9 protein-coding genes are annotated in these 14,993 nt (G+C 69.2%); 1 reads left to right on the forward strand and 8 read right to left on the reverse strand.

From position 1 onward, the window contains the following. Window positions 1-152: 152 nt before the first annotated feature. The 8 genes from AOK23_RS21705 to AOK23_RS21740 all read right to left on the reverse strand — a co-directional run bounded on the left by AOK23_RS21705 (window position 153) and on the right by AOK23_RS21740 (window position 14,164). Window positions 153-530, reverse strand: coding sequence for a helix-turn-helix domain-containing protein (locus AOK23_RS21705; protein ID WP_055511872.1), 378 nt, complete (start codon window positions 528-530; stop codon window positions 153-155). A 109-nt stretch (window positions 531-639) separates the two neighbouring features. Next, the gene (locus tag AOK23_RS21710; RefSeq protein ID WP_055511874.1) at window positions 640-1,185 is read right to left on the reverse strand and encodes a CinA family protein; all 546 of its coding nucleotides are present in this window, start codon (window positions 1,183-1,185) and stop codon (window positions 640-642) included. After that, the gene (gene pgsA / locus AOK23_RS21715; protein ID WP_079049609.1) at window positions 1,182-1,913 is read right to left on the reverse strand and encodes a CDP-diacylglycerol--glycerol-3-phosphate 3-phosphatidyltransferase; all 732 of its coding nucleotides are present in this window, start codon (window positions 1,911-1,913) and stop codon (window positions 1,182-1,184) included. Before pgsA ends, AOK23_RS21710 begins: the two co-directional genes overlap by 4 nt. Then, window positions 1,910-3,382 (reverse strand): 30S ribosomal protein S12 methylthiotransferase RimO, encoded by a 1,473-nt coding sequence (rimO, locus tag AOK23_RS21720; RefSeq protein WP_055714358.1) that lies wholly within the window; start codon window positions 3,380-3,382, stop codon window positions 1,910-1,912. The genes pgsA and rimO overlap by 4 nt, the downstream gene beginning before the upstream one ends. A 153-nt stretch (window positions 3,383-3,535) precedes the next feature. Then, window positions 3,536-4,402, reverse strand: a complete 867-nt coding sequence (locus AOK23_RS21725) for a helix-turn-helix domain-containing protein (protein ID WP_055538480.1) — start codon at window positions 4,400-4,402, stop codon at window positions 3,536-3,538. A gap of 294 nt (window positions 4,403-4,696) precedes the next feature. Then, window positions 4,697-7,426: an FtsK/SpoIIIE family DNA translocase gene (locus AOK23_RS21730; protein ID WP_240496488.1), complete on the reverse strand. Its 2,730-nt coding sequence runs from the start codon at window positions 7,424-7,426 to the stop codon at window positions 4,697-4,699. A gap of 282 nt (window positions 7,427-7,708) precedes the next feature. After that, window positions 7,709-8,392 (reverse strand): response regulator, encoded by a 684-nt coding sequence (locus AOK23_RS21735; RefSeq protein WP_055714360.1) that lies wholly within the window; start codon window positions 8,390-8,392, stop codon window positions 7,709-7,711. A 297-nt stretch (window positions 8,393-8,689) separates the two neighbouring features. After that, window positions 8,690-14,164, reverse strand: a complete 5,475-nt coding sequence (locus AOK23_RS21740) for a HAMP domain-containing protein (protein WP_107102835.1) — start codon at window positions 14,162-14,164, stop codon at window positions 8,690-8,692. Between the two features lie 396 nt (window positions 14,165-14,560). On the opposite strand from AOK23_RS21740, the gene AOK23_RS21745 reads away from it, so the two are divergent. Next, the coding region (locus AOK23_RS21745) for an ATP-binding protein (RefSeq protein WP_169800318.1) at window positions 14,561-14,993 on the forward strand (433 nt) is incomplete at its 3' end.

Raw genomic sequence — 14,993 nt, forward strand, 5'->3', positions numbered from 1 at the left:
CCCCTCTCCGCCTCCGCTCCCCCCGCTCACCCCACGCAAAAGCCCCGGTCGGCACCCCCAGGTCTCCCTGGAGGCCCCGCCCGGGGCTTCCATCGCGCTTCTACTTCTACTTCAGTGGCGCGCGCCGAACCTCACGCATACACGTGCGGCTGTCACGCCGCCACGACATCCACCGCTTCGGTGGGCGCCTTGATCGTGACCCGCTCCGGTGGCACACCGGCCACCGACACGGAGTTGAGCATGGGTCGACGCACTGGTGCTGGCACCGGCTCGGTGGCCGCTGCGGACTGGGCCAGCTCGGCAAGGGCGAGCTCGTCACTCACTTCCCGCATGAGCTCGGACATCCGTACGTCCAGCGCGTCGCAAATGGCGGAGAGCAGCTCGGAGGAAGCCTCCTTCTGCCCCCGCTCCACCTCGGAGAGATAGCCGAGTGAGACTCGGGCGGACGAGGAGACTTCGCGCAGAGTACGGCCCTGGCGCTGGCGCTGCCGACGCAGCACGTCACCAAGCAGGCGACGGAGCAGAATCATCGGTGGCTCCCTCCTCGGACCGTGTAGCCGCATCCTTCACGCCCCACCGTACCGCCTCGCGCTGCGGCCGTGCGGGGAGCGCTGTTGTGTTCACTCAGGGCTGCAAACATCAAGTCCCCCCGTTCTGTTCCGTATCCTGTGCCCGCTCATTCCCGGTCTGTTCGCCCACGAGCTCCTGGAGGAGGAGTCCGAGCACGCTCCGTACACTCTCCATACGAATTTCCGCCCGGCCGCCGTTCAACCTCAACGACGCCACTTTCCCGCCATCGAATGCGCCGGAATCCGCGCCGAGAGGGCCGGCGACAGCGACATGGACCGTGCCGACGGGCTGCCCGTCCTGTGGGTCGGGGCCCGCGACCCCGGTGGTCGAAATTCCCCAGTCGGCGCCGAGCGCCTTGCGGACACCGTCCGCCATCTGGGCCGCGACCTGCGGATCCACCGCTCCGCGCTGGTCCAGGAGGGTGGCGTCGACACCCAGCAACTGGTGCTTCACCTCGGTCGCGTACGCGGTGACCGAGCCTCGGAAGGCCTGGGAGGCGCCGGGGACATCCGTGATCGCGGCCGCGACCAGACCGCCGGTGAGCGACTCGGCGACGGCGAGCGTCTCGCCCCTCACCCTCAGTAGTCGCAGCACGTCAGCGGCTGTGGACGTCACCGTTCCGCTCCCTCCGCCGCGGCCTGGCGCTCGGCGATTCCGCGTCGGCGCAACACAATGGCCTGTCTCACATAGTCGAGTCCGGTGACGACGGTGAGAATGACCGCCACGGCCATCACCCAGAACCTCAGGGTGGCCAGGGGGCCCTCCAGTACCAGGACGTACATCCCGACGGCGGTGCCCTGGGCGAGGGTCTTCAGCTTGCCGCCGCGGCTCGCCGGGATCACCCCGTACCGGATGACGACGAAACGCAGCAGGGTGATGCCGAGTTCCCGGCCGAGGATGACGGCCGTCACCCACCAGGGCAGATCACCGAGGTACGACAGGCAGATCAGCGCCGAGCCCATGATCGCCTTGTCGGCGATGGGGTCGGCGATCTTCCCGAAGTCGGTGACGAGGTTGTAGGTCCGGGCCAGATGGCCGTCGAAGATATCGGTGATCATGGCGACGGCGAAGGCGGCCCAGGCCCAGGCACGCCACACCGGGTCGTATCCGCCGTCCATGAGCATCAGCACGACGAAGCCCGGTACGAGGACCAGGCGGACCATGGTCAGGATGTTCGCGATGTTCCAGAGGCTGGCCTGGTTGACGGCGGCAGCGCCGAGCTTCCCGCCACGCACGGGCCTGGCGTCTCCGGGAGCGCTCGGGGCGCCAGGAGCGCCGGGGGCACTCGTGGCGCTCTTGGCGCCGGGGGAGCCGCCCGCCGCGGATGCCGGGACACCCGTCATCTGGCCGCCTCCTCAGTACACGCGAGAGAGCCCGGAAGCGCCTCGGCCACCAGGTCGACGCCTTCGGTGCCGACCACCTTCGCGTCGACCATAAGGCCGACCGTCAGGTTCTCGCCGTTCGTGAACAGCACCTGGCCGTCCGTCTCGGGCGCCTGGTGGGCGGCGCGGCCGTAGGCGCCCTCGTCGCCGTCGACCGACTCGACCAGGACGCGGACCGTCTGCCCGACGCGTTCCTCGGCGCGCTGCGAGACCAGTTCCTCGGCCAGCCGGGAGACGCGCGCGAGGCGCTCGGCGACCACGTCCTCGTCGAGCTTGTTGTCGTAGGTGGCCGCTTCGGTGCCCTCCTCGTCGGAGTAACCGAAGACACCGATGGCGTCCAGCCGCGCGCCGTTCAGGAAGCGCTCCAGCTCCGCGAGGTCGGCCTCGGTCTCGCCGGGGAAGCCGACGATGAAGTTGGACCGGACACCGGCCTCGGGGGCCTTGCCGCGGATGGTGTCGAGCAGCTCCAGGAAGCGGTCGGTGTCGCCGAAGCGGCGCATCGAGCGCAGCACGGCGGGCGCGGAGTGCTGGAAGGAGAGGTCGAAGTAGGGCACGACCTTGGGGGTGGAGGTGAGCACGTCGATGAGGCCGGGCCGCATCTCGGCGGGCTGGAGGTAGCTGACGCGCACCCGCTCGATGCCGTCGACCTCGGCGAGCTCGGGCAGCAGCGACTCCAGCAGCCGGATGTCGCCGAGGTCCTTGCCGTACGAGGTGTTGTTCTCGGAGACCAGCATGATCTCCTTGACGCCCTGCTCGGCGAGCCAGCGGGTCTCGTTCAGCACGTCCGAGGGGCGGCGGGAGATGAAGGAGCCGCGGAAGGACGGGATGGCGCAGAAGGAGCAGCGGCGGTCGCAGCCGGAGGCGAGCTTCACGGAGGCGACGGGCGAGCCGTCGAGCCGGCGGCGCAGCGGTGCGCGCGGGCCGGAGGCCGGAGCGAGTCCGTCCGGAAGATCGGCGGGGGCGTGCCCGGGGAGCGCGACCTCGGCCGCCGAGTCCTGGCGCTCGGCCGGGCTGATCGGCAGCAGCTTGCGGCGGTCGCGCGGGGTGTGCGAGGCGTGGACGCCGCCGCTCAGGATGGTCTGGAGGCGGTCGGAGATGTCCGCGTAGTCGTCGAAGCCGAGCACGCCGTCGGCCTCGGGCAGGGCCTCCGCCAGCTCCTTGCCGTACCGCTCGGCCATGCAGCCCACGGCCACGACGGCCTGGGTTCTGCCGTGGCCCTTGAGGTCGTTGGCCTCCAGGAGGGCGTCGACGGAGTCCTTCTTGGCGGCCTCGACGAAGCCACAGGTGTTGACGACCGCGACGTCCGCGTCCTCGGCGTCCTCGACGAGCTCCCAGCCGTCCGCCTCCAAACGGCCTGCGAGCTCCTCCGAGTCCACCTCGTTGCGGGCGCAGCCAAGAGTGACGAGTGCGACGGTACGGCGTTCAGGCATGGGCTCAAGACTACTTCGTCCCACTGACAGCCCACGTCGACGGGGTTGGCCGATCTTGGCCAACCCCGTGCGTACGTTTCCCTGTGCGTCTTCTGTGCGGATCGCCCGCCCCTGGCCGGGGGCCTCACGCCCCCCGCGCGGCAGGCCTCCCGGTCAGCCGACCTCCGGGTCGCCCTTCGTGTATGTCAGGCGTTCGACCTGGCCGGGACGGAACTCGTCCTTGATCTTCTTGCCGTTGACGTAGAGCTGGACGGCCCCGGCGTCGCCGAGGACGAGGTCGATCTTGGAGCTGTCCTGGAAGGTCTTGGACTGGCCCTGCTGGAGGAGGCCGTCCCACAGCAGCTGGCCGCTGTGGTCCTTGGCGGAGATCCAGCTGCGGCCGTTGGACGCGGTGACCCGGACGGTGACCTTGTCACGGGGCGCGGCCGCGATGGCGCTGTCGGACGGCTCCGGCTTGGGGTCGGCCTCGGGCTTGTCGGCCTTGGGCGTGGGTGAGGGGGACTTGCCGGCGGTCGGCGTGGAGCCCTCGACGGCCTGGCTGGAGGCGTCGTCGTCCTGTCCGCCGTCGAACGCGGTGAAGCCGACGAAGCCGATCACCGCGACGATCGCGGCGACCATGGCGGCGGTCCAGTTGGGTCCGCGGCGCTCGGGGCGGATGCGTTCCGCCTCGAACAGGGGGGCCGCCGGGGTCGGTGCGGGACGCCCGCCGTGCGCCTCGTCGTACTGGGCGAGCAGCGGGGCGGGGTCGATGCGCACCGCGCGCGCGACGGAGCGGATGTGACCGCGCGCGTAGACGTCGCCGCCGCAAGGGGCGAAGTCGTCCCGCTCGATCGCGTGCACGATGGCGATGCGCACCCGGGTGGCGTTACTGACGTCGTCGACGGTCAGCCCGGCGTCGATGCGCGCCTGCCGGAGGGCATGGCCGATCGAGGGGCGTTCCGCCGCGCGTTCGTCTCGGTCGTCTTCGAACGGACGCTCGTCTTCGGGGAAGTTGCCGTCAGGGGAGTTGCCGATGGACACGGGGGCGCCTTTCGAGCGTGTAGCCACCTGTGCTGGAGGTTCAGTCTAGGGGGGGTACGAAAGGGTGGGGCAACCGGGCGGTGGGTCTTTGTACGCCATCAGAATGGCCGGTCACCCTGCTGGTGGTGAGGGTGTGGCACGTGGCTTTCCCTTCCTCCAACTTGACGTACGCCGAAGGGAAACGGTTGCTCACCATTTCCTTACGGCTGGGTCACGTTCGAATACCCGGATGCCGTAGGTCCACCCGTGCTCCCGACGTGTTCCACCCGCCCGGAGGCCCTCCCGCGCGGCCCCCTACTCCCCAGTTTCCCCCCTGATCACCGCCAGCACTCCGTCCAGCTCGTCGGGTTTCACGAGAACGTCACGCGCCTTGGAGCCCTCGCTCGGTCCCACGACGCCCCGCGACTCCATGAGGTCCATCAGCCGCCCGGCCTTGGCGAAGCCGACGCGCAGCTTGCGCTGGAGCATGGAGGTCGAGCCGAACTGCGTGGAGACGACGAGTTCGGCCGCCTGGCACAGCAGGTCGAGGTCGTCGCCGATCTCCTCGTCGATCTCCTTCTTCTGCTTGGTGCCCACGGTGACGTCGTCGCGGAAGACGGGCGCCATCTGGTCCTTGCAGTGCTGGACGACCGCCGCGACCTCGTCCTCGGTCACGAACGCGCCCTGCATTCGGGTGGGTTTGTTCGCACCCATCGGGAGGAACAGCCCGTCACCCTTGCCGATGAGTTTCTCGGCGCCCGGCTGGTCGAGGATGACGCGCGAGTCGGCGAGCGACGAGGTGGCGAAGGCGAGCCGTGACGGCACGTTGGCCTTGATGAGACCGGTGACGACGTCGACCGACGGCCGCTGCGTGGCGAGCACCAGATGGATGCCGGCCGCACGGGCGAGCTGTGTGATGCGGACGATCGCGTCCTCGACGTCCCTCGGCGCGACCATCATCAGGTCGGCCAGCTCGTCCACGATGACCAGCAGATACGGGTACGGCTGGAGCTCGCGCTCACTGCCCTCGGGCAGCTTGACCTTGCCGTTCCTGATGGCCTCGTTGAAGTCGTCGATGTGCCGGTAGCCGAACGCCGCGAGGTCGTCGTAGCGCAGGTCCATCTCGCGCACGACCCACTGGAGCGCCTCGGCGGCCCGCTTGGGGTTGGTGATGATCGGCGTGATGAGGTGCGGGATGCCCTCGTACGCGGTCAGCTCGACGCGCTTGGGGTCGACGAGGACCATGCGCACGTCCTCGGGGGTCGCGCGGACCATGATCGACGTGATGAGGCAGTTGATGCACGACGACTTGCCCGAGCCGGTCGCGCCCGCGACGAGCACATGCGGCATCTTCGCCAGGTTGGCCATCACATAGCCGCCCTCGACGTCCTTGCCGAGCGCCACCAGCATGGGATGGTCGTCCTCGGCCGCGTCCGCGAGGCGCAGGACGTCGCCGAGGTTGACCATCTCGCGGTCGGTGTTGGGGATCTCGATGCCGACCGCCGACTTGCCGGGGATCGGGCTGATGATGCGTACGTCCGGGCTGGCGACGGCGTACGCGATGTTCTTGGTCAGTGCGGTGATCCGCTCGACCTTCACGGCGGGGCCCAGCTCGACCTCGTAGCGCGTGACCGTCGGCCCGCGCGTGAAGCCGGTGACGGAGGCGTCGACCTTGAACTCGGTGAAGACGTTGGTGAGCGAGGCGACGACGGCGTCGTTGGCGGCGCTGCGGGTCTTGCCGGGGCCGCCCCGCTCCAACAGGTCGAGCGAGGGCAGCGCGTAGGTGATGTCGCCGGAGAGCTGGAGCTGCTCGGCGCGCGCCGGCAGGTCACGCGGCTCGTCGGGGGCCTTCTTGGTGAGGTCCGGCACCAGGGCTTCCTGCTGCGGCGCCTTGGCCGTCCTGCCGGCCGGGGCGTCCTGCTTGGGCGTTCTGGTGCGCGCGGCGGGTACGGGCGTGGTGTCCTCGCGGTCCCCGGCGCTCACGCCATGGGTGAGGTCGGCGACCACCGGCGAGGGCGGCATCCCGTGGAGCACGGCCCCGTCGAGCGCGGCGGCGGCCGCGGCGGCGACGTCCACGGCGTCCATCGGCCGGTCCGGGTCGGGCTGACGCACGGCGGAACGCCGGGGGCGGCGCCTGGAGAGGGCCTCCTGCTCGGCGCCGTCGGGGTTGTACTCCTGGGGGGCGGATCCGCCGCGGCGGGGGCGCGCGGGGAGCGCTTCACGCCACTGTTCGTCGTAGCGCGCGTCGTCGTCGTACGCCTCGTCCACGTCGGCCGCGACGATGCCCAGCTTCTGCCCGAGGAGCCGCAGCCGCTGCGGGATCGCGTTGACCGGGGTCGCGGTGACGACGAGGAGCCCGAAGACGGTGAGCAGCACGAGCATGGCCACGGCGAGCGCCTCGCCCATGGTGTACGTCAGCGGGGTGGCCGTGCCCCAGCCGATGAGCCCGCCGGCGTCCCTTATGGGCTGCATCCCGGCACTGCGGGCGGGCGACCCGCAGGCGATGTGGACCTGTCCGAGCACACCGATGACGAGCGCGGACAGACCGATGACGATGCGGCCGTTGGCCTCGGGCTTCTCGGGATGCCGGATGAACCGTACGGCGATGATCGCGAGCAGTATCGGCACGAGCAGGTCGAGCCGGCCGAAGGCGCCGGTCACGAGCATCTCGACGAGGTCGCCGACGGGGCCGCGCAGATGGGACCAGGTGCCGGCGGCGACGATCAGGGCGAGGGCGAGCAGCAGCAGCGCGACGCCGTCCTTGCGGTGCGCCGGGTCGAGGTTCTTCGCGCCCTGCCCTATGCCGCGGAAGACGGCGCCGACGGCGTGCGCGGCACCGAGCCAGACGGCGCGTACGAGTTTGTACACGCCCCCGGTCGGATTGGGCGCCGGCTTCGGAGGGGCCGTCTTCTTCGCCGCCGCCTTCTTGGCGGGTGCCTTCTTGGCGGCGGCTTTCTTCGCGGGGGCCTTCTTCGCCGGAGCCTTCGTCGGAGCGGCCGCCTTCTTCGCGGGCGACTTCTTCGCAGCGGACTGACGTGAGGCCATGAGTGTGAGGTTACCGGTGGAGGCCACAGCCGACACGTGTGCCTACTGCTTCACCCGTTCGTGTCGCGTGTCCGTCACCCCAAAGCTGACGGCCTCTGACGGCCACTCAGTGCCGGCGCCGTGAGGCACAGCTACCGAGGCTCGGGCACAGCTACCGCTGCCGTCAGAGCATGGCTGCCGCTGCCGTCAGGCACGGCCCTCGCGCCGTCAGGGCACAACTGCGGCCGGGTCCCGGCCACTTCCGCGGCATGGACCCGTGCACTTCCCCCGACCGGGCTCCGCTCAGTTCTGCGAGGGCACCGAGGCGGGTCCGCCCGTGCCCGGCTCCAGCGCGTCCAGCGCCCTGCGCAGCCCGGTGAGTTTGCGTTCGAGATGGGCGGCGGTGGCCACCGCCGCCGCGTCCGCCGAGTCGTCGTCGAGCTGTTTGGAGAGGGCCTCCGCCTGCTCCTCAACGGCCGCGAGGCGCGCGGAGAGTTCGGCGAGGATGCCACCGGAGGGCTCCTTCGAGCCGCCCGCCGCGCCCTTGCCGCCGCCCTCCAACTGGATTCGCAGCAGCGCCGCCTGCTCCCTGAGCTGGCAGTTCTTCATGTACAGCTCGACGAAGACGGAGACCTTCGCCCGCAGCACCCACGGGTCGAACGGCTTGGAGATGTAGTCGACCGCGCCCGCCGCGTACCCCCGGAAGGTGTGGTGCGGGCCGTGGTTGATGGCAGTGAGGAAGATGATCGGGATGTCCCGTGTCCGCTCACGCCGCTTGATGTGCGCGGCCGTCTCGAATCCGTCCATGCCCGGCATCTGGACGTCCAGCAGAATGACCGCGAAGTCGTCCGTCAGCAGCGCCTTGAGCGCTTCCTCCCCGGACGATGCCCGCACCAGCGTCTGATCGAGCGCGGAGAGGATGGCCTCCAGCGCCAGCAGATTCTCCGGCCGGTCATCGACCAGGAGGATCTTGGCCTTCTGCACCATGGCCCGCCCTCCTCGCCCCGGCTTGGGGCCTCCCCTGTCCTCAGGATCCGAGGTGACACCGCCGGGTGTCACCCCAGGGGACGACTCCCTTGCGCCGCCCGTCCTTGTGCCGGTCATCGTAGCCGCACCCCGCCCGTCGCCACACCCTGTCACCGTGATGTCACTGTGCTCGTAGCAGAAACGCGGCGGGGGACCAGAAGGTTCCCCGAATCCCGCGTTTCTACACGGCCTCGGCCACACTCAGTCAGCAACTGCGCTTCCCGCTCACCCGGTTGTGACCGCGCGTCTCCCGTCCCGTCACTCACTCCGCATCCATTGCTCCATCACCGCCAGCAGATGATCCGGATCGACCGGCTTGGTCACATAGTCGGATGCGCCCGAGTCGATCGCCTTCTCCCGGTCGCCCTTCATCGCCTTGGCCGTCAGCGCGATGATCGGCAGCCCGGCGAATTGAGGCATCCGGCGGATCGCCGTGGTGGTCGCGTACCCGTCCATCTCGGGCATCATGATGTCCATCAGGACGACTGTCACATCGTCGTGCTGCTCCAGGACCTCGATGCCCTCACGGCCGTTCTCCGCGTACAGCACCGACAGGCCGTGCTGCTCCAGGACGCTGGTGAGCGCGAAGACGTTGCGGATGTCGTCGTCGACGATCAGCACCTTCTCGCCGTCGAACCGGGCCGCACGGTGCGCCTGCGGCGCCTCCTGCGCCCAGTGCTCCGGTGCCTGCCCGTTGCCCTGGCCGGGCATCCCGGACGACCTACCGGCCGGCACGGCCCTGCGGCGGCGCCTGAACAGTGCGGCGGCCCCGTTCTGCGTCTCCTGGTACGACTTCACCTCGGCCGGTGTCTCCGCGGGCTCGCTCAGCTCGGCCTCGGAGGCCAGCAGCTCCCCGGCCTCCAGCGAGGACGGGGTGTTGCTCGCGTAGCCCTGCGGAGGCAGTTCGCTCGGGTGCAGCGGCAGGTAGAGGGTGAAGGTGGAGCCGCGTCCGGGCTCGCTCTGGGCGTGGATCTCGCCGCCCAGCAGCCGGGCGATCTCCCGCGAGATCGACAGCCCCAGACCCGTACCGCCGTACTTGCGGCTCGTGGTGCCGTCGGCCTGCTTGAACGCCTCGAAGATCACCCGCATCTTGCTGGCCGCGATACCGATCCCGGTGTCGGTCACCGAGAACGCGATCATGTCGGCGTCCGGGTCGCTCAGCGAGCCCGCCTCCAGCAACTGCTCCCTGATGGCCACCGGCACATCCGCGCCGGCCGGCCGGATGACCAGCTCCACGGCCCCGGAGTCGGTGAACTTCACCGCGTTCGACAAGAGGTTCCGCAGCACCTGCAGCAGCCGCTGTTCGTCCGTGTGCAGCGTGGCCGGCAGCTCCGGCGAGACGCGCACGGAGAAGTCCAGGCCCTTCTCGGCGGTCAGCGGCCGGAAGGTGGCCTCCACGTAGTCGACGAGCTGGACGAGCGCGATCCGGGTCGGCGAGACGTCCATCTTGCCCGCCTCGACCTTCGACAGGTCCAGGATGTCGTTGATCAGCTGGAGCAGGTCGGAGCCCGCCCCGTGGATCGTCTCGGCGAACTCGACCTGCTTGGGCGTCAGGTTCGACTCGGCGTTGTCGGCGAGCAGCTTGGCTAGGATCAACAGCGAGTTGAGCGGCGTACGCAGCTCGTGCGACATGTTCGCCAGGAACTCGCTCTTGTAGCGCATCGAGACGGCGAGCTGCTCGGCCCGCTCCTCCAGGACCTGCCGCGCCTCCTCGATCTCGGTGTTCTTGACCTCGATGTCGCGGTTCTGCCGGGCCAGCAGCTCGGCCTTTTCCTCCAGTTCGGCGTTGGACGCCTGGAGGGCCTTCTGCCGGTTCTCCAACTCGTCCGACCGCTCCCGCAGTTGCTCGGTCAGCTCCTGCGACTGCTTCAGCAGCACCTCCGTCTTGGTGTTGACGGAGATGGTGTTGACGCTTGTCGCGATCATCTCGGCGATCTGGTTGAGGAAGTCCTTCTGGATCTGCGTGAACGGCGTGAACGACGCCAGCTCGATCACACCGAGCACGGTCCCCTCGAAGAGCACCGGAAGCACGATGACCTGCGCCGGGGGCGCCTCACCGAGCCCGGAGGAGATCTTCAGGTAACCGCTCGGCGCGTTCTCCACCAGGATGGTGCGCTTCTCCTGCGCGGCCGTGCCGACCAGCGCCTCCCCCGGCCCGAACGACGTCGGCATGGAGCCCATCGAGTAGCCGTACGAGCCGAGCATCCGCAGCTCGTACTGGTCCTCGTTGTCCGGGCCCAGGTCCTTGCCGTCGACCAACGGCATCGCCAGGAAGAACGCCCCGTGCTGCGCGGAGACCACCGGGGTCAGCTCGCTCATGATCAGCGACGCCACGTCGTCCAGGTCCCGGCGGCCCTGCATCAGGGCCGAGATGCGGGCCAGGTTGCCCTTGAGCCAGTCCTGCTCCTGGTTGGCGATCGTGGTGTCGCGCAGGTTGGCGATCATCTTGTTGATGTAGTCCTGCAGCTCCTTGATCTCGCCCGACGCGTCCACGTCGATCTTGAGATTCAGGTCGCCTCGGGTCACCGCGGTGGCCACGCGCGCGATGGCGCGCACCTGCCGGGTGAGGTTCCCGGCCATCTCGTTCACCGACTCGGTGAGGTCCCGCCAGGTGCCGTCGACGTCCCGCACCCGCGCCAGACCGCCCAGCTGCCCCTCGGTGCCCACCTCGCGCGCCACCCGGGTGACCTCCTCGGCGAAGGACGACAGCTGGTCGACCATCGTGTTGATGGTGGTCTTCAGCTCCAGGATCTCGCCGCGCGCATCGATGTCGATCTTCTTGGTGAGATCGCCCTTGGCGATGGCGGTCGTGACCATCGCGATGTTGCGGACCTGTCCGGTCAGGTTGGACGCCATCGAGTTCACGGACTCGGTCAGGTCCTTCCATGTGCCCGCCACGCCCGGCACGTGCGCCTGGCCGCCCAGGATGCCGTCCGTGCCCACCTCGCGGGCCACCTTGGTGACCTGGTCCGCGAAGGAGCTCAGCGTCTTGACCATGCTGTTGAAGGTGTCGGCGAGCTGCGCGACCTCGCCGCGCGCCTCGATCGTCACCGTACGGGTGAGGTCGCCGTTGGCGACGGCCGCGGCCACCTGGGAGATGTTCCGCACCTGCATGGTCAGGTTCTTGGCCATCAGGTTCACATTGCCGCTGAGGTCCTTCCAGATGCCGGTGACGCCCGGCACGTGCGCCTGGCCGCCGAGGATGCCCTCGGTGCCCACCTCGCGGGCCACCCGGGTCACCTGCTCGGCGAAGGACGACAGCTGGTCGACCATCGTGTTCACCGTGGTGACGAGTTCGAGGATCTCGCCCTTGGCGTCCACGGTGATCTTCTTCGACAGGTCGCCCTTGGCGACCGCGGTCGTGACCTCGGCGATCTGGCGCACCTGGATGGTCAGGTTGTTCGCCATGAAGTTCACCGACTGCGTGAGGTCCTTCCATGTGCCGGAGACGCCCTGCACCTCGGCCTGACCGCCGAGCTGGCCCTCCGTGCCCACCTCACGGGCGACCCTGGTGACCTCCTCCGCGAACGACGACAGCTGGTCCACCATCGTGTTCAGCGTGTTCTTCAGCTCCAGGATCTCACCGCGCGCGTCCACGGTGATCTTCTGAGAGAGGTCACCGCGGGCGACCGCCGTGGCGACCTGCGCGATGTTGCGGACCTGTCCGGTCAGGTTGCCGGCCATGCCGTTCACGGACTCGGTGAGGTCGCGCCACACACCGGCGACGCCCGGCACGTGCGCCTGCCCGCCGAGGCGACCCTCGGTGCCCACGTCACGGGCGACCCGGGTCACCTGGTCGGCGAAGGACGACAGCTGATCGACCATCGTGTTGATGGTGTTCTTCAGCTCCAGGATCTCGCCGCGCGCGTCGACGTCGATCTTCTGCGAGAGGTCACCGCGGGCGACCGCCGTCGTCACCTGGGCGATGTTGCGCACCTGGGAGGTGAGGTTGCCGGCCATCGAGTTGACGGAGTCGGTGAGCTCCTTCCATGTGCCCGACACACCGTCCACGCGGGCCTGACCGCCGAGGCGGCCCTCCGTGCCCACGTCACGGGCCATACGGGTCACCTGGTCGGCGAACGACGACAGCTGGTCCACCATCGTGTTCACGGTGTTCTTCAGTTCGAGCATCTCGCCCGCGACATCGACGGTGACCTTCTGCGAGAGGTCGCCGTTGGCCACGGCCGTGGTGACCGCCGCGATGTTCCTCACCTGTCCGGTGAGATTCCGGAACGCCGTGTTGACGGAGTCCGTGAGGTCCTTCCACGTACCGGCCGCGCCCGGCACCTTCGCCTGACCACCGAGACGGCCCTCGGCCCCCACCTCGTTGGCCACGCGGGTGACCTCGGCACCGAAGTAGGACAGCTGGTCGACCATCCCGTTGACGGTGTTCTTCAGCTCCAGCATCTCGCCGGCCACGTCGACGGTGACCTTCTGCGAGAGGTCACCGTTGGCCACGGCGGTCGTCACGGCCGCGATGTCCCGCACCTGGATCGTCAGGTTCCGGAAGACCGTGTTCACCGAATCGGTGAGGTCCTTCCACGTACCCGCCGCACCCGGCACCTGCGCCTGGCCGCCGAGACGCCCCTCGGCGCCCACCTCGTTCGCCACACGGGTGACCTCGTCGGCGAAGATCCGCAGCGTCTCGGTCATCTGGTTGATCGTCTCGGCGAGCTTGGCGACCTCACCGCGTGCCGGGACGGTCACCTTCTGCGACAGGTCACCGTTGGCGACGGCGGTGGTGACCTGGGCGATCCCCCGCACCTGCGCCGTCAGGTTGCCGGCCATGGTGTTCACCGAATCAGTGAGTTCTTTCCACACTCCGGCCACACCCGGCACCTCGGCCTGACCGCCGAGCTGGCCCTCCGTACCCACCTCACGGGCGACTCGCGTCACCTCGGAGGAGAACGCGGACAGCTGGTCGACCATCGTGTTGACGGTCTCCTTCAGCTCCAGCATCTCGCCGGCGACGTGAACCGTGACCTTCCGGGACAGATCACCCTTGGCGACCGCGGTCGTCACCAGCGCGATGTCCCTCACCTGCGCGGTGAGCCGGTACGCCATGGTGTTGACGGACTCGGTCAGGTCCTTCCACGAACCGGACATCCCGCGCACCCGGGCCTGCCCGCCCAGCTTGCCCTCGGTGCCCACCTCGCTGGCCACACGGGTGACCTCGTCGGTGAACGTCGACAGCTGGTCGACCAGGTTGTTGACGGTCCGCCCGACCTTCAGGAACTCCCCGCGCAGCGGATGCCCGCTCCCGTCCGGGGCGTGCGTCCGCAGCTCCATCCGCGGTGACAGATCACCCTCGGCGACGGCCGACAACACCCGGCTGACCTCGGAGACCGGCCGTACGAGATCGTCGACCAGGGCGTTCGACGCGTCGATCGCAGCCGCCCAGGAACCCTCGGTCGCGCCCGTCTCCAGCCGCTCGGTGAGCTTCCCCTCACGGCCGACCATCCGCCGCACCCTCGACAACTCGCCGGTCAGATGCAGATTGCGGTCCGCCACCTCGTTGAACACGGCGGCGATCTCGGCCATGACACCGTCACCCGAGACGGTGAGCCGCTTGCGGAAGTTGCCGTCCCGCATGGCCTCCAGCGCCGTCAACAGCCGATCCAGGGCAGCCGTGTCCACGGTGGTGGTCCCGCCTCGCGGTTTGCGCTGCCTGTTCAGGGACTGTCCGCCTTTCGCGCGCGCCTTAGTGCCTCGCGTCGCTGCGCCAGACTCCACTGTGTCCCTCCCGCAAGGGTCGACCGTTCCTGCTGGACGTACTGCGCCCCACTGGGCCGCATCGCACTGCTCGTACCACTCGTACTACTTCGTACGCGGGTACGTCTGCTCGGTGAGCCGGACACCACTCCCCGGTACACCTGGCAGAACGCGGTCCGACCCGGCCTTCTCCTGGAATCCTGCCCAGTGTTTCACCATGGCTGAACCAGGCCATAACAGTTCGGCAGCTTCGCACACGGTCCGCACACCTCCGGACGGAAACACAGACGACCGGCATCCGCATGGACGGCGAAGGTAAGTAACCTTGCATGCGGCTGTCCAGCCATGCCGGTCCCGTCCGGCCTGGGCGGTGGCGCACGAGCACGAGCGGGCAGGCATCGGAGGGGCGGCCGCACCATGACCACCGGACTGCATCCTGGGGAAGCCCCCCAGGAACCCAGGCCGACGGATGATCAGCCTCTGCCTCGGCAGGAGGTCGGTCGTGGGTCCTCGCACGACGAGAACCGGACAAGGAGTTCTGTGATCACCGCGCGCGCGGCCGCCAGTTTCGACCCCGTCTCGCGATCCGTCGCGACGGCCCGCTCGTTCGTCCGCGACACCCTCCAGGGCTGGGGTTTCGCCGACATCGTCGACGACGCCGTGGTCCTCACCAGCGAACTGGTCACCAACGCGGTCGTCCACGCGGGCACCTCCGCCGACGTGCTGTGCCTGCGCTCGGAGGACGGGGTACGCATCGAGGTCGCCGACAGATACCCCGAGCGTGAGATCCCCCTCCAGTCCAGCCCCGTCAACATGGGCAGCCCCGACCGCGAGGGAGGCCGCGGCCTCC

Source organism: Streptomyces torulosus, from assembly GCF_001419765.1.
Taxonomy (GTDB): Bacteria; Actinomycetota; Actinomycetes; order Streptomycetales; family Streptomycetaceae; genus Streptomyces; species Streptomyces torulosus.

Excerpts from the sequence above, each read along its gene's own strand:
- AOK23_RS21705 (WP_055511872.1), bottom strand. The coding sequence starts at position 530 with ATGATTCTGCTCCGTCGCCTGCTTGGTGACGTGCTGCGTCGGCAGCGC.
- pgsA (WP_079049609.1), bottom strand. The coding sequence starts at position 1,913 with ATGACGGGTGTCCCGGCATCCGCGGCGGGCGGCTCCCCCGGCGCCAAG.
- rimO (WP_055714358.1), bottom strand. The coding sequence starts at position 3,382 with ATGCCTGAACGCCGTACCGTCGCACTCGTCACTCTTGGCTGCGCCCGC.
- AOK23_RS21730 (WP_240496488.1), bottom strand. The coding sequence starts at position 7,426 with ATGGCCTCACGTCAGTCCGCTGCGAAGAAGTCGCCCGCGAAGAAGGCG.
- AOK23_RS21735 (WP_055714360.1), bottom strand. The coding sequence starts at position 8,392 with ATGGTGCAGAAGGCCAAGATCCTCCTGGTCGATGACCGGCCGGAGAAT.